Below are 21,340 nucleotides of genomic sequence, written 5' to 3' on the forward strand. Positions count from 1 at the left end.
GATGCCTCTCGTCTCCATCATCATGCCGTCCTGGAACGTCGAGCGCTTCATCGAGGAGACCATCCATTCGGTGCAGGTCCAGACGTTCGGCGACTGGGAGCTCCTCATCGCCGACGACTGCTCGACGGACCGCACGCCCGCGATCATCGCAGAGATCGGCGCGCGCGATCCCCGCGTCAAGCTGATCCGGATGGCTGAGAACGGCGGCCCCGCGCTGGCGCGCCAGGCCTCGATCGACCAGGCGCAGGGCCGCTATCTCGCCTTCCTCGACAGCGACGATCTGTGGCTGCCGACCAAGCTCGAACGCCAGCTCGCCTTTGCCCGCGAGAAGCGCGCCGCGCTGAGCTACACCGCATTCCGCCGCATCGACGAGGCCAACACCATGTCGGGCCGACTGATCGAGGTGCCGGCGCAGCTCAGCTACAATCAGCTGCTGAAGAACACGTCGATCGCGACACTGACGGCGCTGGTCGACCGCGAGATTTCGGGCCCCGTCGCGATGACCAACGAGGGCTATGATGATTTCTGCCTGTGGCTCTCCATCCTCAAGCGCGGCCACGTCGCCCACGGCCTCAATGAGGATCTGGCGCGCTACCGTGTCAGGGGCTCGTCCGTCTCCAGCCGCCCGATGCGCTCCGCCAAATGGGTCTGGAACATCTACCGCAACGTCGAGCATCTGCCGTTGCTCAAATCGGCCTGGTGCTTCGGCCATTGGGCCGCGCGCGCGTGGCTGAAGCGGCGGCAATTCTAGCGACGCACGCCGCTCCGGCGCGGCGGCCATCTGGAGAGCGGAAATCAACATTGCGACCCGGATCGCTTGTCACTACTCTGGCCGCGTCCAAGGGGGCTTTACGTGTACAATGAAGATGTCGTGCCATTGGCGGCACGCCCCCTCGCCCAGCGCAGAGCCGGCCTTGCCTGGGCTCTGTGCAGTCTGCTTCCCGCAATTTTCCTGCTCGGCCTGTTTGCGTTGACATGGCTCAGCGCGCCCGAGCATGACGACTTCTGCTTTGCGGATCTGTACGCGCGTCACGGCTTCGTCCAGACTATTTCGATCGTCTACCATTCGCTGTCGGGACGCGTCGTGCCCCTGTTCCTGAGCCAGCTTCCGCCGGCGATCTCGGCAGCCATGAATGTCAGCCTGCTGTCGGCCTATTCGCTGACGCTGGCCGCGAGCGCCGGCCTATTCCTGCTCGGGTCGGCTGTCGCGATCGTCCGTGCATGGCCTCGCGCCGGCGCGCCGCAATTGATCTTCCTCGCCCTGGCGTTTGCGAGCACCGTGGTCAGCGCCGCGCCGAGCCTGCGCGAGCTGCTCTATTGGCTGGCGGGCCTGACCTGCTACGTCCCCCCTGCCCTCATCACCATCCTGATCCTTGGCGAGTGCATCCGGGCGCTCGACACCGATACGGAATTTTCACGGCCGCTCACCATCGGCATGGCGCTGGGTGGGCTCGTTGCCGCGATGTGCAACGAGTTCACCAGCTTCTGGCTGCTGCTGATCCTCGCCGCATCCGTGCTCGCGCGTCATTTGTTCGGTCAGCCGCGCCAGATCGCGCAGCACAGCCTGATCGCCGCCGCCATCGCCATCGGCTTCGTCGTCGTGGTATCGGCCAGCGGCAACAGCACGCGCATGGAGCAATTGCCGAATGCCGGGCATTTCCTGCCATCGGTGCTCAATGGCTTCCGCGATTCGCTGATCGGGCTCGGTCGATTTTTCCGCGAACCGGCCATCGTCGTCTCGCTGATCGCCGCGGGCGCCGTCACCCTGGTCGAGCCCGAGCCGGCGAGGTCGCCACCCGCGAGCGGCAAGATGCTCGCGCTTGGCATCATCGCCGTCTGCCTCGCCTGCTGCTACTTCGAATATTTTGCACATCAATATGCCACCGGATTCCGGCTCGTCGAGAGAGCGCAGAACGAGGCGCTGATCCTGCTGCTGTTCGGACTGATGCTGAGTGTCAGGCTGTTGGTTCGCGCTTACCGCACGCCGTTGCGCCAGCGACTCTCGGCAAGCCTCTATCGCGGCTTGTTCGGTCCGGTCGCGCTGCCGACAGGCCTTGGACTGCTCATGATCGCCGCGCTCGGCCTCAGTTCGACCGCCTCGCTGCTGCGCAAGCAGTGGCAGGACCTCCACCCCTACTGGCAGGAAAGCGTCGCACGGCACATCCTCCTGACGACGAGCCCGGAGCCGGTGGTCGCCGTGCCCAGGCACAAATGGACACCGTCCCTGCTGATGACCTCCGACGTGACGGCCAATGCCGACAGATTGCCGAACGACTGCATTGCCAGATACTATCGCAAATCCGCCATCCACGCCGCCGACGCGTCACGCTGACCACTTCCCCTTTCCAGAGACATGAACGTGAAAACAATCAGCGTCATTACGCCCTGCTACAACGAAGAGCTCAACGTCAGGGATTGCTATCAAGCGATCCGGGAGATCTTCGACAGCGAGCTCGAGGGCTATCGGCGCGAGCACATCTTCTGCGACAATGCCTCCGACGACCGCACCATGGAGATCCTGCGCGAGATCGCAGCCCAGGATCCCGCGGTGAAGATCATCGTCAACGCGCGCAATTTCGGGCCGCTGCGCAACACCTACAACGGAGTGATGGCGAGCAGCGGCGACGCCGTCCTGCTGTTCATGCCGGCCGACCTTCAGGACCCGCCCGAACTGCTTCCGCAGTTCGTCAAGCTCTGGGAGGCCGGCAACGAGATCGTCTACGGCATCCGCGCAGTCCGGGAAGAAAGTCGTCTGATGCGCGGGCTCCGCAACGCCTACTACCGCGTGCTGACCAGATTCTCCGAACTCAAGGTGCCGCCCGGCGTCGGTGACTTCCAGCTCGTCGACAGGCGCGTCGTCGAGGCCATGCGCCACGTCCGCGACGCCTATCCGTTCATGCGCATGATGACGTTCGAGTGCGGCGGCCGCATGGTCGGCGTGCCCTACACCTGGCGCGAACGCAAAAAGGGATTCTCGAAGAACCGCGCCGGCGCGCTGATCGACCAGGGGCTCAACGGGCTGGTGTCCTTTACCACGGCGCCGGTCCGGTTCGGCCTGCTCGCCGGCTTTCTGATCTCGGCGCTCAGCATCGGCTATGCCATCGTCAATTTCGTGATCGGCCTCGTCCTGTACCGGCAACTGGCCGAGCCCGGCATCATCACGCTGATCGTCGCCATGTTCTTCTTCGGCGGCGTGCAATTGTTCTTCATGGGCATGATCGGGGAATACGTGCTCGCGATCTACGGGCAGGTGCGCGAGAAGCCCGTCGTGTTCGAGCGCGAGCGGGTCAATTTCGACCTGCCGCCCTCGTCCTAGCGCTTCACCAGCGCCTGCTCGATCCGCGCGACGATCGTCGGCACTGACAGGCCGGCGGCGTCGAGCAGTGCCTCGCGCGAACCCGCACTCGACGTCTTGCCGCCCTGCTCGGGAATGCCGAGGCCCGTGACCGGCGCCCGCTTCGCGTCGCCGGCGAACACGCCGGCCACCAGACTGAACAGCCCACCGCGCAAAATATGCTCTTCGAGCGTCACGACAAGCGATGCATCGCGCACCGCATCGCGGATCGTGGCCTCGTCGAGCGGCTTCAGGCAGGAGATGCTGACGACGCCGACGTCCCTGCCGCGCCCCGCAAGCTCACCGGCCGCATCCAGCGCGCGCGAGGCGATCGGCCCGGAGGAGAGGATCACGACATCCCGTCCCTCGCGCAGGACCCGCGGCTTGCGAATGTCGGTCACGACAGAGCCGAGATTGGGCTCACCCTGCCGGCTGAGCCGCAGATAGGACGGTCTGCCGCTTCCTGCGATCAGACGCGTTGCGGCGCGCACCTCCATGGGATCGCAGGGCACGAACACCTCGATGCCCGGCAGCATCGACATGATGCCTGCGTCCTCCAGCGCATGATGCGTGTAGCCCTGGCTGCCATAGGCATAGCCGGCGCCGACCGCCACGACCTTGACGTCGGCGCCGTGGTAGCAGACGTCGTTGCGGAGCTGCTCGAGGCAGCGCAGCGTCGGGAAATTGCCGATCGAGTAGATGAAGACCGTCTTGCCCGACAGCGCAATGCCGGCGGCGATGCCCGCCATGTTCTGCTCGGCGACGCCGACATTGAGATAGCGCTCGGGAAATTTCGCGGCAAAAGGCTCCAGCACGGAATAGCCGAGATCGCCGCAGAGCAGCCAGATGTCGGGGTTCTCGCTCGCCGCCTGCGACAGGCTCTCGATGAACGTCGTCCTCATGCGCCGACCTCGGCCAGCGCCTGCGCGAGCAGCTCATCCGAGGGTGAGCGGTAATGCCATTCGAGCTTGTTCTCCATGAAGCTCACGCCCTTGCCCTTCACGGTGTGGGCGATCACCACGGTCGGCCGGCCCGATGTTTCAGGCACGGCGCCCAGCACGCGTTCCAGCGCAGCGACATCGTGGCCGTCGATTTCCTCGACATGCCAGCCGAACGCCTTCCACTTCTCGGCGAAGGGATCGAGGTTCAGCACCTCGGCCACCGATCCAAAGCTCTGGATCTTGTTGAAGTCGACGATGACGCAGAGATTGCCAAGCTTGTGGTGGGGCGCAAACAGGATGCCTTCCCAGTTCGAGCCCTCGTCACATTCGCCGTCGCTGAGCAGGCAGAATACACGGCTCCCGGCACCTGCCGAGCGCGCGGCGAGCGCCATGCCGATCGCAATTGGAAGTCCATGGCCGAGCGAGCCGGTCGAGACCTCGACGCCGGGAACGGCGTGGCTGACGTGACCGGTGAAGATCGATCCGTCGCGGCAATAGCTGTCGAGGTCGGCCGGCGAAAAGAAGCCGCATTCGGCCAGCGTGGCGTACATGATCGCGGTGGCGTGGCCCTTGCTGAGCACGAAGCGGTCGCGGCCCGGGCTTTGCGGATCGGCCGGATCGACGCGCAGGATCCGCGTGTACAGCACCGCCAGAATGTCCGCCATCGAGAGGCAGCCGCCGATATGCGAGGCCTTGGCGGCATGCACCATCCGCAGCGCGTGCGCGCGAATGCGCCGCGCAAACTCTTTCGGCTCAGGAAGATTTGGTCGCGTCATGCCAGTCTACCGTTTCGCGCAGTCCTTCGTCCAACGACACTTCGGGCTTCCAGCCCAACGCGAGCATGCGCGAAACGTCCGCGGCCAGGATCATAACCTGATCGGGCCGGTACGCCAACTCGCCGAAGCCGAGGCTCGCGGCGGGATCGACGAGATCGCGCAGTCGCGTCACCGTCTCGCGCAGCGGCGGCGCCTCCGGGCTGCCGACGTTGAAGATGCCGCGCGCGGAATCATGCGTGATCGCCAGCCGGAAGGCGCTGGCGGCATCGCGGGCGTGCAAAAATCCCCAGCGCTGCTCGCAGGCGGTCAGTGCCATGTGTTGGCCCGAGCGCAGGTTCCGGATCATGCTCGGGATCAGCCAGTAATCCGCATCCCTGGGGCCATAGGTCGAGAAGATCCGCAGCCAGGCCGCGCGCAGCCCCCGCTCCTCGCAAAGGCGCATCGCCATCGATCCGGCCGCGAGCTTGGCCATGCCGTAAAGCGTGGTCGGCCGCGGGATATCGTCCTCGTGGATGGCGCGATCATACGGGCCGTATTCGGCCTGCGATCCGGCGCCGACGAAGATTTTGGCGCCGGCCGCGGCGGCGAGCTCGGCCAGCCCGACCGTGTCGGGCACGTTCGCCGCCTGAACCGGGCTGTTGCGGTCGGCACCCGCGACGCCGCGCCAGGCCATGTGGACGACCGCCTCCGGGGCGAAGGCCGCCAGCGGCCCGCGCAGTCCGTCCAGATCTTCCAGACAGCCGGGAATCACGTGCAGCCGGTCATTAACCTCGTCCAGGCGCCAGGACGCGCTTTCCGGCCGCAACAGGACAGCCGCCTCGTGCCCCCGTGCCACGAGGTCCGCAACGAGATAGGAGCCCAGAAAACCGCTCGCGCCGGTGACAAAAACACGCATGGCGTCCCGCGTAGATCAGCCACCCCGGCCCGTCAACGTCCGGCGGTGCAACCTGCACTGCCTTCCGGCCCGGCCGGGCCGATCCGAACTTGATTATCCGGCCCATGCAGCTAAACGGGGGGCCAGGATCGAGCTTCGACGACACGAGGGATAGACGCATGAGCGACTTCAGGCTGGCCATGGTTTCCGCGGGCTTCGAGCACGGCGGCAACGTTACCCATCGTCACTTCGACGGCCATCCCGACCTGCTCGTCTACCCCTTCGAGTCGCAGCTCGGAAACCGCAACTTCAACGACTTCCTCGCCTCGGTCGAGCGCGTGCAGTACCGCTATCCCGAATTTCCGGAAGGGCTGACGGCGACCGAGCTCTACGAGCAGATGATCGACGAGGAGCTGAAGACGTTCCTGCGCAAGCGCAACGGCTCCAAGTTCCGCGACGCCGACTGCGTGCTGGACGAGAAGAAGCGCGTCGCCGAATTCGTCCGGCTGTGCGGCGAGGCGCCGATCCCGCGCCGCAAGGTCATCGAGGCCTTCTTCCGTTCGACCTTCACGGCCTGGGAGAACTATTACACCAAGCCGCGCGCGGGCATGGTGCATGTCGGCTACTCGCCCGCCATCGGCATCGATGCCGACCGCATGGTGCGCGACTTCCCCAACGTCCGCATCCTGCACATCGTGCGCAATCCGTTCTCGGCCTACCGCGACACCAAGCGCCGCCCGTTCCCGCAGCCGCTGACGAAGTACCTGATCACCTGGAACATCTACCATTCGACGGTCGAGATGTTCGCCAAGATGTATCCCGAGAACGTGCGCATCTTCCGCTACGAGGACCTCGTCGAGGACAAGCGCAAGTTCATGACCGAGGCCGCCGGCTTCATCGGCGTGCCTTTCGCGGACAGCATGCTCTATCCGAGCTGGAACGGCGTCGAGATCAAGGATTCCATCGCGCCCTGGGGCACCGTGCTCAAGAGCACCAAGGACTACAACAAGGCCGTCATCGAGGAGCTCTCGGACGACGAGCGCAAGCAGATCGCGCAGGGCACCGCGGCGCTGGCCCGCCATTTCGGCTACGACCAGATCGACTATCTGGGCCCGCTCTATCGTGCTGGGTAAGATCGCGTTCTTCGAAACCGACGACCGCCCCGACATCGGCGCCGACCGCGCGCGCATCCTGCCCGCGCTGCTGCGCCATCTGCAATCATCCGACCGCAACGCCGTCGTGACGCCAGCGCTCGGCGGCACGCTCGGCATCTGCTTCGATGCGCAGATCGCAGGCAAGAAGCGGTTCCTGAAGACGCATCTTGCGGACGCGACCGCCCATGCCGGCTTCGCGGGAGAAGTCGATATCCTCTTCCATCTCTACGGCAAGGCGATCGTGCTCGACCGTTTCGAGCTCGCCCTTGCGGACGGAACGAAGCGGTTGTGCCTGCTGATGCCCGCGCTCGCCCCGCTGCCCGGCCCGATGCAGCCTGCGGACGCCGACGCGATGGCACGCGGATGCAGCGAACCGCTCAAGGATTGGCCGCCGCATAATCTCCCCACGTTCGACCGCTATCTGGCTGCCGCCGCGCGTGCCCTCGGGACTCTGTCGGACCGCAGCCTGCTGGAGCCGGCAGGCGCGGCCGAAGTGCACCGGCTGATCGCGCTGCTCGGGGAGCGTTCTCCAGAGTTGCCGCAAGCGCTCTGCCACGGCGATTTCGGACCGAAGAACATCATGCTTGACGGCACCGAACCGCGCGTCATCGATTGGGAAGACGCGTTCCTCGGCATCGCCGGCTACGATTATCTCTACTGGCTGACATTCATGGAGAACCGGCCGTTCCTGCAAACCGCAGCGTTCGGCCGAACCGCTCTTCCGCCCGAGATCGAGCGCGCCATCCTCGCGCTCGTCGTGCTGCTCAAATCCTACCTCGCGGTCTGCTCGGGCGCGTATCTCAAGCACGCGGTGTCCCCGCAGGCTCGCATCACGGAAATTCTCGAGCTGCGCTGATCACGCCGCCGGCGCGGTGCCGACGACCTGGTCGAGCTGATCGAGCGAGAACGCGCGCAGGTCCTTCCCCTCGCGCAGCGCCCTGTACCAGTCGACGGTGAGGCGCAGGCCCTGCGCCAGATCGAGCCGCGGCGTCCAGCCGAGCTCGCTGCGCGCCTTGGCGCAGTCGAGCCTGAGATAGGCGGCCTCGTGCGGATGCGGGCCAGCATCGGCGGTCCAGCGCGCGCCGTCTCCCCACAGCGCGATCAGCTGTTCGACCACGGCCCCGACCGGCACCTCGCTTGCGGCATCCGGCCCGAAATTCCAGCCGCCGATGAAGCGCTCCTCACCCGCCAGCCGCTCGACCAGCTTGAGATAGCCGAGCACCGGATCGAGCGCGTGCTGCCAGGGCCGCACCGAATTGGGATTGCGGATGCGCAAGGGCTCGCCCCCCAGGAACGCCTGCATCGCATCGGGCACCAGGCGGTCGCGCGCCCAGTCGCCGCCGCCGAACACGTTTCCCGCACGCGCCGTCGCAACGCGCGCCGCGCCGGGTCCGTTGAAGAAGCTGTGGCGATAGGAGTGCGTGACGAGCTCGGCACAGGCCTTGCTGTTGCTGTAGGGATCGTCGCCGCCGAGGCGATCGCCCTCGCGAAACGCGCTGCCCGCGCCATTGTTCTCGTAGCATTTGTCGCTGGTGACATTCAGGATCACCTGCACTGAACGCAGCTGCCGCGCGGCCTCCAGCACATGCACGGTGCCCATCACATTGGTCGCAAAGGTCTCGACCGGCTCCTCGTAGGAGGGCCGCACCAGCGCCTGCGCAGCCATGTGGATGACGATGTCGGGTGCGGCCTCCGCCATCGCGGCGCGTAAAGTGGAGAGATCGCGGATGTCGGCGATGCGGTGCTTGATGTCGTCGGCGATCCGCGCCGTCACGAACAGCGAGGATTGATGCGTCGGTGCCAGCGCATAGCCGTAGACGTCGGCCCCGAGGCGGCGCAGCAGCAGCGAGGCCCAGGCGCCCTTGAAGCCGGTATGGCCGGTGAGAAAGACCTTCTTGCCGCGCCAGAATGCGGGATCCGTCACCAGACCCTCCATTTGGCGCGGTTGCCCGCCCACTCGCCCTCGAGAAAATTGCGGTCCCGCAGCGAATCCATCGGATGCCAGAAGCCGGGATGCACATAGGCGCGCAGATCGTCGCCGCGCACCAGCTGCTCCATCGGCTCGCGCTCCCAGATCGTCTTGTCGCCTTCGATCAGCTCGCCGACCGATGGCGACAGCAGGAAGAAGCCACCATTGATCCAGCCGCCGTCGTCGTTCGGCTTCTCCTCGAAATTGACCACCCGGTCGCCCTCGATCGCGACCGCGCCGAACCGTTTGGCCGGCCGCACCACCGAGACGGTGGCCCTGCGCCCATGCGCCTTGTGGAAGGCGATCTCGGCGGCGAGATCGATGTCGGCGACGCCGTCGCCATAGGTCAGCGCGAAGAAGGGTTCGTCGGCGACGTAGGGCAGCACCCGCTTCAGCCGGCCACCGGTCTGGGTCTCCTCGCCGGTGTCGACCAGCGTGACCCGCCAGGGTTCGGCGGTCTCGCGATGCACTTCCATCCGGTTCTCGGCGATGTGAAAAGTCACGTCGGACATGTGCAGGAAGTAGTTCGCGAAATACTCCTTGATCATGAAGCCCTTGTAGCCAAGGCAGATCACGAAATCATGGAAACCGTAATGGCTGTAGATCTTCATGATGTGCCAGAGGATCGGCCGGCCGCCGATCTCGACCATCGGCTTGGGCCGCGTGCTGGTCTCCTCGGCAATTCGGGTGCCCAGGCCTCCTGCAAGGATTACGACTTTCATTCACCTGGCTCCAACGGGACAACCCAGCCTCTGCATACCCGACGGCTTCTATACGAACCGGAAACGGCCGGAAAATCCCTCCGACGCAACCCTGGGAATTATTCAGCGGTAATATATTACTTAACGCAAGCCTATTGGCGTTTCCACCCGTAGCCGATACCACTCTGCCGGCCGCCCCGGACGCCGCCCCGAGACCAGCTGGAACCGATAATGCCGTTTGAAAGCTACAAGAACAGCCGCATCCTCGTCACCGGGGGCGCCGGCTTCATCGGATCGCACATCTGCGAGCGGCTGCTCGATGCCGGCGCCGAAGTGGTCTCGGCAGACAATTATTTCACCGGCAGCCGGCGCAACATCGCCCACCTGATCTCAAATCCGCTGTTCGAGGCGGTCAGGCACGACGTCACCTTCCCGCTCTACATCGAGGTCGACGCGATCTTCAACCTGGCCTGCCCGGCCTCGCCGATCCACTACCAGCGCGACCCCGTGCAGACCACCAAGACCTCCGTGCACGGCGCCATCAACATGCTCGGCCTTGCTAAACGGCTCAAGGCGCGGATCTTCCAGGCCTCGACCAGCGAGGTCTATGGCGATCCGCTGATCCACCCGCAGACCGAGGATTACTGGGGCAACGTCAACCCGATCGGCATCCGCTCCTGCTACGACGAAGGCAAGCGCTGCGCCGAGACGCTGTTCTTCGACTATTGGCGCCAGCACGGCCTGCCGATCAAGGTCGCGCGCATCTTCAACACCTATGGCCCGCGCATGCAGCCCAATGACGGCCGCGTGGTGTCCTCCTTCATCGTCCAGGCGCTCCAGGGCGAGCCGATCACCGTGTTCGGCGACGGCGGACAGACCCGCTCGTTCTGCTATGTCGACGATCTCGTCGAGGCCATCCTGCGCCTGATGGTGACGAACGAGGACGTCACCGGCCCGATCAACATCGGCAACAATTCCGAATTCACCATTCGCGAGCTCGCCGAAAAGGTCATCGAGCTCACCGGCTCGCGCTCCAAGCTGGTGTTCAAGCCGCTGCCGCAGGACGACCCGCGCCAGCGCCAGCCCGATCTCACCAAGGCCAAGGCTGTCCTGAACTGGCAGCCGAAGGTCGCGCTCGAGGACGGCCTGAAGGAAACGATCGCCTATTTCAAGCACTCGCTCGAAATCGCCTGATCCCGCTCGCAACTCACCGCGTCCGCAAGCGAGCTGTCCGCCATGAGCGCACCGTCCGGCATCATCAGCGACCTGCGAGCCCGGCTGGACTCCAAAGCCCTGGATTCGAAGGCTGCGCTGGCGGTCCTGCTGCTGCTGCACAGCGCCGTCACCTGCCTGTCGCTGATCAAGGTCGCGACGTTCCAGTCCTATATCCATTTCAGCGGCGAGCGCGTCTGGATCGCGGCCGCCATTGCGATCGGCTTCTCCGTCGTCTCGCTGCTGTTCGCGATCGCCCGCTTCAGCTTCGGCTATTTTGCCGGCTTCTATTGCTACACGATGATCCTGGGCTTCCTGTGGATCGACGTCTTCTCCGAATACAGCTATCCGCGGCTGCTCGCAGGGCTCTCCGCCGCGTTGTCGCTGCTGCTGTTCCTGCTGCCGGTGCTGTTCGTCCGGGCGCCGATCCGGCAGCTCGTCGTGCTGTCGAATGCCCGTTTCGAGCACCTGCTCACGCTGATCATGGTGGTCTCGGTTGCCACCATTGCAATGGCCTCGACCTACAATTTCCGGCTGGTCGCGATCGCCAACATCTACGACTACCGCGACGCGCTCGAATTTCCGGGCGCAGTGCGATATCTCACCGGCTGGGTTTCCAGCACGCTGCTGCCGTTCGCCTTCGCCTGCTACTGGCTGCTCGGCCACCGCTGGCGCGCCGTGCTGGTGCTGGTCCTGCTCCTGCTCTTCTACCCGATCATGCTGACGAAATTCGCGTTCTTCACGCCGGCCTGGCTGATCGCACTGGCCGTGCTGTCGCGTCTGCTGGAGGCACGGGCCTCGGTCATCGCATCGATCTTCGTGCCGATGCTCATCGGCCTCGTCGTGATCGTCCTCACCGGGGCCACCCTCACCAGCATCCCCGGCAAATATTTCGACCTCGTCAACATCAGGATGATGGCGACGGCATCGAGCGCGCTCGACATCTACAATCATTTCTTCGCGAACCATCCGCTGACCTGGTTCTGCCAGATCTCCGTGCTCAGGCCGCTGGTGCAGTGCCCCTATCACGAGCCGCTGGCGGTCGTGATGCAGAACACCTATGGATTCGGCAATCTGAACGCGTCGCTGTTCGCGACCGAAGGGGTCGCCTCCGTCGGACTTTATCTCGCGCCGCTGACCGCGCTCGCATCGGGCCTCGTGCTGGCGCTCGGCAACCGCGCCTCGGCGGGGCTGCCGCCCCGCTTCGTGCTGATGTCATCAGGCGTGCTGCCGCATGTCCTGCTCAACGTGCCGCTCTCGGTCGCCATGCTCACCCATGGCACCGCCATCCTGTTCCTGCTGTGGTACGTGACGCCCCGCAGCCTGTTCGAACCGAAACCGTGACGCCGTGCGCATCCTGATCCTCAACGCCGACTATCCGCGATTCCTGTCCTGGCTCTACCGCCGCCATCCCCGCCTCGAGAACCAGCCCTACGCGGCGCAGATGGCGGCGCGGAACGCCAGCCTGTTCGGCGTTGCCGATTTCTACTCGCGCAATTTCGTCCGGCTGGGCCACGTCGCCGCCGACATCCACGTCAACAATGCCTGGATGCGGGCCGCCTGGGCGCGCGAGCATGGCCTTTCTGTCGCCGAACCGGCACCGCCGGGCGCACCTGCCGCGCGCGATGCCATTCCCGGCTGGCTGCAACGCGCGGTCGCGCCGTTCAAGCCAATGCTGCGGCCGCTCGCGCGCAAGGTCGGGCTCAGCCCGCGGCTCGATGAGGAGGCCGAAAAGATCCTGCTGGCGCAGATCGAGGATTTCAAACCCGATCTCGTCCTCAACCAGGATCTGTTTCATGTCGACACCCGCCTTGCGCGCCGGATCAAGCAGATCGGCAAGCCGATCCTGATCGGCCAGGTCGGCATCTCGCCCTCGCGCGGCGAGGACTGGTCGGTCTACGATCTCATGATCTCGCAGATGGGCGCGGTGGTGGATTTCTTCCGCGCGCATGGCGCGCGCGCCGAAGTGGTCCATCTCGCCTTCGAGCCCGACATCCTCGACGTGCTTCCTCCGTCGCCGTCGCACGGCTTCGACGTCACCTTCGTCGGCGCGGTCTCGGCGGATCACCAGCTCCGCGTCGCGCAGCTCGAGGCGGTGGCGCGGCGCTACGACCTCAAACTGTTCGGCAGCGGCCTGCACACGCTTCCCGCCTCCTCGCCGCTGCACCGCTGTTACCAGGGCGAGGTCTGGGGCGTGGAGATGTACCAGGCGTTGCGCGCCTCGCGCGTCACGCTCAATTCGCACATCGACATGGCCGGCCGCGAGGCCGGCAATGCGCGCCTGTTCGAAGCGACCGGCGTCGGCGCCTTCCTGCTCACCGACTTCAAGGACAATCTGCACACGCTGTTCGATCCCGACCGCGAGGTCGTGGCGTGGCGCAATGTCGAGGATTGCCTGGCGCTGATCGACCGTTATCTCGGCGACGACGCGGCGCGCCAGTCCATCGCGAAGGCGGGACAGGCCAGGACTTTTGCCGCTCACACCTTCCGCCGGCGCGTCGAGGAAATCCTCGCTCACGTCGGCTAAATCCCTGATCGCTGCGCCCTCATCGTCATATCCGCTCCGCCCTTGACGGTCCCGGCCAAAATGGCCAAAGTGCACAGCGGGACAGCTATCTCACTCTAATTGCAGTGCTTTTTGTCGAGGCTTACGATGGAACACGTCGAACATGTTCGATTCGGCGACCAGCTTTATGCGATCATCGTGCGCGCCTCGTTTCGCGAGCCGGGTATCCATTTCTTTTCGACGCCGGAACTGTCGCAGCAGCTCGCCTATATGAGCCATCCCAAGGGCAAGAGCATCGAGCCGCATCGTCACAACAAGGTGACGCGCGAGGTGCACTACACCCAGGAAGTCCTGCTGATCCAGAAGGGCAGGCTCCAGGTCGACTTCTACACCGTCGAGGAAAAATATCTCGAAAGCCGCGTGCTCGGCGCGGGCGACATCATCCTGCTCTGCAGCGGCGCCCACGGCTTCCACGTGCTCGAGCCGCTCGAGATGTTCGAGGTCAAGCAAGGTCCCTATTCCGGCGAGGCCGACAAGACCCGGTTTGCCGAAGTCGCTCCGTCCGAAATCCGGATCAAGGGTCCGAACCCGTGAGCGCGCCGTTCATTCCCGTCAACACGCCGCTGCTCGACGGCAACGAGGCCGACTATCTCGCCGAATGCATCCGCACCGGATGGATCTCCTCGGAGGGCCCGTTCATCAGGCGCTTCGAGCAGGCGATGGCCGAGACTGCGGGACGTCGCCACGGCATCGCCGTGACCAACGGATCGGTCGCGCTCGACATCGCCGTTCATTCGCTCGGGCTCGAGCAAGGCGCGGAGGTCATCATCCCGACCTTCACGATCATCAGCTGCGCCGCCGCGATCGTGCGCGCCGGCCTCGTCCCCGTCGGGGTGGACTGCGACGCCGCGACCTGGAACATGACGGCCGAGGGCGTCGAAGCCGCGATCACGCCGCGCACCCGTGCGATCATGCTCGTGCACATCTACGGCCTGCCGGTGGATCTCGATCCGATCATGGCGCTCGCGCGCAAGCATGATCTGAAGGTGATCGAGGACGCCGCCGAGATGCACGGCCAGACCTATCGCGGCAAGCCCTGCGGCGGCTTCGGCGACGTCTCGACCTTCAGCTTCTATCCCAACAAGCACGTCACGACCGGTGAAGGCGGCATGATCCTCGCCGACGACGACGCGCTCGCCGACCGCCTGCAAGGCTACCGCAATCTCTGCTTCCAGCCGCAGCAGCGCTTCGTCCACGAGGAGCTCGGCTGGAATGCGCGCATGACCAACCTCCAGGCGGCGCTCGGTGTCGCCCAGGTCGAGCGCCTGCCGCGCACGGTCGAGCTCAAGCGCCGGATCGGCCGGCTCTATGACGAGCATCTCGCGGGCCTCAACAGCATCCGCCGCCCGGTCGCCCGAACCGCCTATGCCGACAACATCTACTGGGTCTACGGCATCGTGCTCGGCGACGACGTGCCGTTCGACGCCAAGGAAGCGATGCGCCGCCTCGGCGAAAAGGGCATCGGCACGCGGCCGTTCTTCTGGTGCATGCACGAGCAGCCGGTGCTGCGCCGGATGGGCCTGATGCAGGGCGAATCCCATCCGAACGCGGAGTACATCGCGCGTCGCGGGTTTTACCTGCCGAGCGGACTTGCCTTGACCGATGACGAGATCGCTCGCTCCGCGCAGGCGCTCAAGGAGATCCTGGCGTGACGGTGTTCGCCGACTACGCGCCCTGGTACGATCTGCTCTACCGGGACAAGGACTACGCGGCGGAGACGGCGTTCGTCGAAGCGCGCCTGCGCGATCATGGCGCGTCCTCAGGCAAGCTGCTCGATCTCGGCTGCGGCACCGGCCTGCACGCGCTCGCTTTCGCGCAGCGGGGCTGGAACGTTGCCGGCATCGACCTCAGCCACGAGATGATCGCGAGCGCCAAGGCGCGCGCCGAACAGGCCGGGCTGTCGATTCCATTCCGGCAGGGCAATGCCTGCGAGGCAGGCCCCGAGCGCGATTTCGATGCGGTGGTGTCGCTGTTCCACGTCGCAAGCTACCAGACCAGCCGCGATGCGCTGGCGGCGATGTTCCGCACCGCTTACGCCGCGCTGAAGCCCGGCGGCACGTTCTTCTTCGATTATTGGTATGGCGGCGCCGTGCTGGCGCAGGGCGTCGAGACCCGGGTCAAGGTGATCGAGCAGGCGCCGCTGCGCCTCACCCGCATCGCGCAATCCGACCATGACGAGCAGGCCGCGACCGTCACCGTGAACTACACGCTGTTCTGCGAGGACTTGAAGAGCGCCACGATCCGGCGCGTCGATGAAGCGCACCACATGCGCTACTGGTTTCCGTTCGAGATCGATGCGGCGCTTGCGGCAAGCGGCTTCCAGCCTGCAGTTCATGCCGCATGGCTGACACAGGACGCGCCGAATTCGAACAGCTGGGCGGCCTATGCGGTCGCCAGAAAGAGCGGCACGCCGTGAGACCGCTGCGGCTCGCCGTGATGCTGGAGCAGGCGCTCGAGGTCGGCGGCGGCTTTCAGCAGCCGCTCAACGACATGCTCTGGCTGCGCGACTGGGCGGCCAAGTCCGGCAACGAGATCGTGGTCTACTCGCCCTATCCGAAGACGCTGCAGATCCTGAAGGAGTTCGGCGTCGAAGCCCGCCTGCGCAAGTTCGGCGTGCTCGACTATCTCTTCCTGTTCCTGAAATATTGCGGGCCGTTCGACCTCGTCCAGATCGCGCTCAAGCTGAAATCGCCGTTCGAGCGTGCGCTGATCCGCGACGGCATCGACGTCGTGCATTTCACCTCGACCTCGAAGCGGCATCTGCTGCTCTGGGAGCTGCCCTTCATCATCACGATCTTCGACGGCTGCCATCGCGACGCGCCGGAATTCCCTGAAGTCCGCACCTTCGGCGAATTCGAGCGCCGCGAGATCCTGTTCGGCCTCGCCAGCACCAAGGCGGCGGTGGTGATCGTCAATGCGCCCGAGCTGACCGACGATCTCTGTCGGCGCTACGCCATGGAGCGGGATCGCGCGGTCTGCATCCCGTTCTCGCCTTCGGCCTATGTCAGCCAGTCCGCGCCCGCCGCCGCTGACGACGCGGCGGTGCTGGCAAAATACCGCATCGAGCCCGGCTATCTCTTCTACCCGGCGCAATTCTGGCCGCACAAGAACCACATGACGCTGCTCGCAGCGCTCGCGAGCCTGCGCGAGCGGGGCATCACCGAACGGCTGGTGCTGTGCGGCTCGGACCGCGGCGGCCGCGACAAGATCAACGCGGCGATCCGCACCCTCGGCCTGTCGGATCAGATCTCCATCATCGGCTTCGTCGAATCCGCCGAGCTCGGCGCGCTCTATCGCGGCGCCGCCGCGCTGGTGATGCCGAGCTATTTCGGCCCGACCAACCTGCCGCCGCTGGAAGCCTGGGCCGTCGGCACGCCCGTGATCTATCCCGAGGCCTTCAAGGCCCAGGCCGGCGACGCCGCGATCCTGTTCGACTACGACGATCCGCGCTCGCTCGCGGATGCTATCATCGCCCTCCGCACCGACGGCACGCGCGAGCGGCTGCGCGCGGCCGGTCAGCTGCGGCTCGCGCAATTTGCCGAGGAGACCAAGGCCGGCCACCTGCAATTCGCCCGGCAGCTGGAACGGCTGAAGCATCGGCTGGCGCTGACGCCGCGCTAGGATACTTATCAAGGCGAATGTCGGCTCGGATGGTCAAGCAGGCGTTTTACGATGAGTCGGAGCGTCTCCGCTCGTGAGCCTGAGCAGACTTTGAGCGATTCCACCCTATCGACCAAACGACAGATCTTGACCACCGGGTTGTCGTATCGCAAGGACGGTTGGCCGCGCTTCCTGTTGAGGCATCGAAGAGAAAACTTCCCCATGCCCAAGAACGCTCTCTTCGTTATATTGACGCTAGCTTTGAGCGCGACAATTGTTCAGGGCATTCTTTGGATGAGAGGCATCAGACCATCACCTCGAAACGGTCTGTGGGAGCGGATGACTTGGGAGGTCTTTCCCAGGGATGATCAGCAAAGGCAATTCGTGCAGCAACGACTGCTGATGGCGATCGTGACGCTTCCGATAGTAGCTTTCGTGGTCCACACACTTCTCGAAAGGCTGGCCACATAGCTGCCGTGAAGCGTCTGCTTTTGGCCCATATCGCCGGACATCAAATGCGCTGACGGCAACGCAGTTTATTAGTACACGTCCTAAGCCGGAATCAACGCCCGCAGGCGCTCGCGCAGCGCGCCATTCAGCAGCGGGCTTGCGAGCACGCCGACCGCGGCCAGCCAGATCGCGCATTCCGCGATGAAATGCACGAGCCCGCTCCCCGACACCAACGTGGTGATCGCGAGCCCGATCAACCAGCCCGACGCTACGATGCCTGCGCCCACGATCAGCAAAAACGCGACGTGCCTTCCCGGATGATGCAGGGTCTGCCGCATCACCATCAGGGCGAGCAGGCCGAACTGGACCAGCATGTCGCTCGCGACCACGGCGAGCGCGGCGCCGAGCGGGCCGAGCTGCGGGATCAGGACGAAGGACAGCACGAGGAATACGACGAGCTGAAGTCCCTTGGTGCGGATCAGCAGGTCGCCACGATTGCTGTGGTTGGCAAAACCAAGCGCCAGCAGCGACGGTGCGACCGCCGCCGAGCCGAGCAGCAGCGTCACCGTGAGCGGCACGTCATAGGGAATGCTGCCATGGGTCCACAGCGCGAAGAAGTCCGGCCAGAACGGCAGCAGGCCTCCGACGATCACGCAGGCGAGGCCGGTGACGAACACCGAACCATGGGCATAGAGCCGGCGCAGCCGCTCCTTGTCGCCGATCGCGTGGTCGTGGCCGAGCTCGGCGGCGAGCGGCAGCGTGACCTGGAGGCAGAGCCCGCGCACCAGGCTCGCGATCACGCGCGTCAGCCCCCATTGGGCCACCGCAACGCGGTTGGTGACCAGCGCCGAGACGAGCAGCACCGGAACGTTGATCAGCGCGAGCTCGGTGAAATTGGCGACCGCGAAGGGCAGCGCGCGACCGAACTGGCCGATGCTCCAGCGCAGGGACGGCGCGCGCCGCCTGCCGGCACGGCGCAGGAACGGAAACAGTCGCGGCGCGTCGAAGGCGGCGAGAAAGATCGCGAACGCCAGCTGCATCGACACGAAGGCAATCGCAACCGAAAGCAGGCTGCCGACCATCGCGAGCGCCACAAGCTGCGCGATCTGTCCGAGCAGCAGCGCGCCGTTTTGCAGCCACACCGTCCGGCCGTACTGGCCACGGGCGCGATAGAGGCCGGAGGCGAGATTGGCGGGCACGGTCAGGAGCATGCCCAGCGTCATCACGAGCATCGCGGCGTCGAAGGTCGGCGCCGCGTGAAAACCGAGCACCGCCGATGGCGGCGCCAGGTAAATGGCCGCGCCCACCACAACGGCGAGCACCGCGACGACCGCGAGGTAAAGTCGCAGCATGGCCGCATAGAAATTTGCCGTGCGACCGTCACAATCGGTGCAGGCCTTGAAGGCGAGAAAGCGGTTGATCGCGCGCAGCTGCAATCCGGCATCCGCGACGACGACGAGGCTGCCGGCCGCGTAGATCGCGAGCCAGGCCGCGAGCAGGTCGCCGCTCCAGACATGCAGGAACGCAGGGATCAGCAATAGTTGCTGTGTCAGCCCCAGCACCATCTGGACGAGGTTCGCGGACCAGCCCTGCAACAGCCGGCGGGCACGACCGGCCCCGCCCGGTCCGCCCGAACCGTCGGCCTTGCCGGGCGCGTCAATCTGCGTGTCGGTCAAGCCGCATCCTTCCCGGCAAGCCCCGGCGCGCGATCGCCGGTTGATTCCCGCAATGAAAGCCGCCAATTTGGCGCGATCGGATTGGGACGTTGAAGCCGCGTCTTAAGGCGGTTAGACAGCTTAGGCAATGGCATCCGAATTCATCCCCTTCAACCGGCCTTACGTCACGGGCAAGGAGCAGGCCAATATCGAGCTGGCTCTGAAGAGCCATCATTTGTCGGGCGACGGCGCCTTCACCCGGCGCTGCCACGAATGGCTCGAACGGCGCACCGGCTCTGCGAGGGCCCTGCTGACGCATTCCTGCACCTCCGCACTTGACCTCGCCGCGATCCTGCTCGACCTCAAGAGCGGTGACGAGGTCATCATGCCCTCCTTCACCTTCGTCTCGACCGCAAACGCCTTCGTGCTGCGTGGCGCGATCCCCGTTTTCGTCGACATCCGCGAGGACACGCTCAACCTCGACGAGCGCCGGATCGAGGCCGCCGTCACCTCGCGCACCCGCGCGATCGCGCCGGTGCATTATGCCGGCGTCGCCTGCGAGATGGATCCGATCCTCGCCATCGCCAAGCGTCACGGCTTGCGCATCGTCGAGGATGCGGCGCAGGGCATCATGGCGAGCTACAGGGGCACGCCGCTTGGCGCCATCGGCGATCTCGGCAGCTTCTCCTTCCACGAGACCAAGAACATCATGTCGGGCGAAGGCGGCGCGCTGCTGGTGAACGATCCCGCGCTCAGCCTGCGCGCCGAGATCGTGCGGGAGAAGGGCACCGATCGCGGCCGCTTCTTCCGCGGCGAGGTCGACAAATACACCTGGCAGGACGTCGGCTCGTCGCTGCTGCCGAGCGACCTCACCGCGGCCTTCCTGTGGGCGCAACTGGAGGACGCCGAGCACATCACAAGCGAGCGGCGCGCGATCTGGGACCGGTATCACGCCATGCTGGCGCCGCTCGAGCAGCGTGGCCTGCTGCGCCGCCCGGTCGTGCCCGACCATTGCGGGCATAACGGCCATCTCTATTACGTGCTGCTGCCGCGGGGGACGAATCGCGACACCGTGCTCGGCAAGCTGCGGGACGCGCAGATCGGCGCCGTATTCCATTACGTGCCGCTGCATTCCGCGCCGGCCGGAATGCGGTTCGCCCGCGCGCATGGCGATCTCAAGCACACCACGGATCTGTCCGAGCGGCTGGTCAGGCTGCCGTTCTGGGTGGGCTTGCAAGAGGCGCAGCAGGCGCGGGTCTGCGAGACGCTCGGCGCGATCCTCGGGCGCTGAACTCTACAATCCGTCCGACTCGCCGTTCTTCGGCGTCGAACGCGGCATGAAGGGCGCGAACGACGTATCGGTCGTGGTCGGCATCGTCAGCTTGCCGCCGGACTCTGCGGGCGTGGTAGCAGCCGTTGGCGAAGCCGTGGTCGTTCCGTCCGGGCGCTGGAGCGCCAAAACCTCGCTGCGATCGCCCTGCTTGAGCGTCACCTCGCGCGGCTGAACCGCGGTCAGCGACCAGCCGCCGAGCGATTCGCCCTGGCGCAGGCGCACCACCTTCTGGTCGATGCGGTTGACGAGAATCGCGATCGCCTCGCCCTCGCCCACCACGGCGCCCACCAGCAGCAGCGGCGGCGGCGCATCGACCGGCCTCGGCGGCGGCGGCGCCGATACCTCTTCGACCGGAGACGCGGCAACCGCGCGCGGCGGCGGCCGGCGCGAGGCCGAGAAGATCGGTCGCTCCTGGGTCATGGTCAGCGCCGAGAGCGGCACCGCCCACAGCGGATTGCCGCGCGGAATCGGTTTGCTCGCGGCCTGCGCCGGCTGCGCGATCGGCCGCATCGCGCCGACATCGACGCTTTCGGCGGGGCCGGCAGCATCATCGGACAGGATATCCATGCGCGACGAGGTGGCCGCCGAGGCCGCGGCAACGCCCAGGACCGCGCACAGCGCGGCCAATCCCATCGCTCGCAACGAGGCGGACATCGAATTCCCTTGCAGACTCGCCTGCGGCCGCACGCCGCAAGACATCGACAGCCAAACTAGGCCCGATGCGCCTGACCATCAACCCGCGTCGTACCAGCTCGATTCGGAGGGAATGGCGCCT

Annotated in this window: 20 protein-coding genes; 13 read left to right on the forward strand and 7 right to left on the reverse strand. The window is 65.6% G+C overall.

All coding sequences use genetic code 11. The features are described 5' to 3' along the window. Position 1: 1 nt before the first annotated feature. From PMI42_RS17015 to PMI42_RS17025, 3 genes are all read left to right on the forward strand, one after another. The gene (locus PMI42_RS17015) at positions 2-751 is read left to right on the forward strand and encodes a glycosyltransferase family 2 protein (protein WP_008136232.1); all 750 of its coding nucleotides are present in this window, start codon (positions 2-4) and stop codon (positions 749-751) included. Positions 752-853: 102 nt separating this feature from the next. Continuing rightward, a complete protein-coding gene (locus PMI42_RS17020) occupies positions 854-2,332 on the forward strand; it encodes a DUF6056 family protein (protein ID WP_008136234.1) in 1,479 nt (492 codons plus the stop codon). Between the two features lie 21 nt (positions 2,333-2,353). Continuing rightward, positions 2,354-3,316: a glycosyltransferase family 2 protein gene (locus PMI42_RS17025; RefSeq protein WP_008136236.1), complete on the forward strand. Its 963-nt coding sequence runs from the start codon at positions 2,354-2,356 to the stop codon at positions 3,314-3,316. Here PMI42_RS17025 and PMI42_RS17030 read toward each other — a convergent pair. From PMI42_RS17030 to PMI42_RS17040, 3 genes are read right to left on the reverse strand one after another with little or no spacing between them, the layout of a single operon-like run. Further along, complete coding sequence (locus tag PMI42_RS17030; RefSeq protein ID WP_008136238.1) at positions 3,313-4,236, reverse strand: transketolase family protein; 924 nt, start codon at positions 4,234-4,236, stop codon at positions 3,313-3,315. The genes PMI42_RS17025 and PMI42_RS17030 overlap by 4 nt on opposite strands. Further along, entirely contained in the window at positions 4,233-5,051 is an 819-nt protein-coding gene (locus tag PMI42_RS17035; RefSeq protein WP_035965928.1) for a transketolase, read from the reverse strand. The genes PMI42_RS17030 and PMI42_RS17035 overlap by 4 nt, the downstream gene beginning before the upstream one ends. Continuing rightward, on the reverse strand, positions 5,029-5,946 hold the full coding sequence (locus tag PMI42_RS17040) for an NAD-dependent epimerase/dehydratase family protein (RefSeq protein ID WP_008136242.1): 918 nt from the start codon (positions 5,944-5,946) through the stop codon (positions 5,029-5,031). The genes PMI42_RS17035 and PMI42_RS17040 overlap by 23 nt, the downstream gene beginning before the upstream one ends. Before the next feature lie 158 nt (positions 5,947-6,104). On the opposite strand from PMI42_RS17040, the gene PMI42_RS17045 reads away from it, so the two are divergent. Together PMI42_RS17045 and PMI42_RS17050 are read left to right on the forward strand one after the other, a co-directional pair. Continuing rightward, on the forward strand, positions 6,105-7,058 hold the full coding sequence (locus tag PMI42_RS17045; protein WP_008136243.1) for a sulfotransferase family protein: 954 nt from the start codon (positions 6,105-6,107) through the stop codon (positions 7,056-7,058). Continuing rightward, positions 7,048-7,935: a phosphotransferase gene (locus tag PMI42_RS17050; RefSeq protein ID WP_008136244.1), complete on the forward strand. Its 888-nt coding sequence runs from the start codon at positions 7,048-7,050 to the stop codon at positions 7,933-7,935. The genes PMI42_RS17045 and PMI42_RS17050 overlap by 11 nt, the downstream gene beginning before the upstream one ends. Here the strand turns inward: PMI42_RS17050 and rfbG are convergent, their stop codons facing one another. Together rfbG and rfbF are read right to left on the reverse strand one after the other, a co-directional pair. Then, positions 7,936-9,003 carry a CDP-glucose 4,6-dehydratase gene (gene rfbG / locus PMI42_RS17055; RefSeq protein WP_008136245.1) on the reverse strand — a complete coding sequence of 356 codons (1,068 nt, stop codon included), beginning with the start codon at positions 9,001-9,003 and terminating at the stop codon, positions 7,936-7,938. Further along, positions 9,000-9,770, reverse strand: coding sequence for a glucose-1-phosphate cytidylyltransferase (gene rfbF, locus PMI42_RS17060; protein WP_008136247.1), 771 nt, complete (start codon positions 9,768-9,770; stop codon positions 9,000-9,002). The genes rfbG and rfbF overlap by 4 nt, the downstream gene beginning before the upstream one ends. A gap of 210 nt (positions 9,771-9,980) precedes the next feature. On the opposite strand from rfbF, the gene PMI42_RS17065 reads away from it, so the two are divergent. The 7 genes from PMI42_RS17065 (at position 9,981) to PMI42_RS17095 (ending at position 17,148) form a co-directional block, all read left to right on the forward strand. Then, positions 9,981-10,943, forward strand: coding sequence for a UDP-glucuronic acid decarboxylase family protein (locus tag PMI42_RS17065; protein WP_008136249.1), 963 nt, complete (start codon positions 9,981-9,983; stop codon positions 10,941-10,943). 42 nt (positions 10,944-10,985) lie between these two features. Beyond that, the gene (locus PMI42_RS17070; protein WP_008136250.1) at positions 10,986-12,305 is read left to right on the forward strand and encodes a hypothetical protein; all 1,320 of its coding nucleotides are present in this window, start codon (positions 10,986-10,988) and stop codon (positions 12,303-12,305) included. Positions 12,306-12,309: 4 nt separating this feature from the next. Then, positions 12,310-13,488, forward strand: coding sequence for a CgeB family protein (locus tag PMI42_RS17075; protein WP_008136252.1), 1,179 nt, complete (start codon positions 12,310-12,312; stop codon positions 13,486-13,488). 126 nt (positions 13,489-13,614) lie between these two features. After that, the gene (locus PMI42_RS17080) at positions 13,615-14,061 is read left to right on the forward strand and encodes a cupin domain-containing protein (RefSeq protein ID WP_008136254.1); all 447 of its coding nucleotides are present in this window, start codon (positions 13,615-13,617) and stop codon (positions 14,059-14,061) included. After that, positions 14,058-15,179, forward strand: a complete 1,122-nt coding sequence (locus PMI42_RS17085; protein WP_008136256.1) for a DegT/DnrJ/EryC1/StrS family aminotransferase — start codon at positions 14,058-14,060, stop codon at positions 15,177-15,179. Before PMI42_RS17080 ends, PMI42_RS17085 begins: the two co-directional genes overlap by 4 nt. Next, positions 15,176-15,943: a class I SAM-dependent DNA methyltransferase gene (locus PMI42_RS17090; protein ID WP_008136258.1), complete on the forward strand. Its 768-nt coding sequence runs from the start codon at positions 15,176-15,178 to the stop codon at positions 15,941-15,943. The genes PMI42_RS17085 and PMI42_RS17090 overlap by 4 nt, the downstream gene beginning before the upstream one ends. After that, on the forward strand, positions 15,940-17,148 hold the full coding sequence (locus PMI42_RS17095; RefSeq protein WP_008136260.1) for a glycosyltransferase family 4 protein: 1,209 nt from the start codon (positions 15,940-15,942) through the stop codon (positions 17,146-17,148). Before PMI42_RS17090 ends, PMI42_RS17095 begins: the two co-directional genes overlap by 4 nt. Before the next feature lie 530 nt (positions 17,149-17,678). Here the strand turns inward: PMI42_RS17095 and PMI42_RS17105 are convergent. Beyond that, positions 17,679-19,253 (reverse strand): lipopolysaccharide biosynthesis protein, encoded by a 1,575-nt coding sequence (locus PMI42_RS17105; protein ID WP_008136262.1) that lies wholly within the window; start codon positions 19,251-19,253, stop codon positions 17,679-17,681. A gap of 127 nt (positions 19,254-19,380) precedes the next feature. On the opposite strand from PMI42_RS17105, the gene rffA reads away from it, so the two are divergent. Next, positions 19,381-20,523, forward strand: coding sequence for a dTDP-4-amino-4,6-dideoxygalactose transaminase (rffA, locus tag PMI42_RS17110; protein ID WP_008136263.1), 1,143 nt, complete (start codon positions 19,381-19,383; stop codon positions 20,521-20,523). A 3-nt stretch (positions 20,524-20,526) separates the two neighbouring features. Here rffA and PMI42_RS17115 read toward each other — a convergent pair whose 3' ends face one another. Next, positions 20,527-21,219 (reverse strand): hypothetical protein, encoded by a 693-nt coding sequence (locus PMI42_RS17115; RefSeq protein ID WP_008136265.1) that lies wholly within the window; start codon positions 21,217-21,219, stop codon positions 20,527-20,529. Positions 21,220-21,340: the final 121 nt, after the last annotated feature.

The sequence above is a fragment of the Bradyrhizobium sp. YR681 genome, from assembly GCF_000282615.1.
Classification (GTDB): Bacteria; Pseudomonadota; Alphaproteobacteria; order Rhizobiales; family Xanthobacteraceae; genus Bradyrhizobium.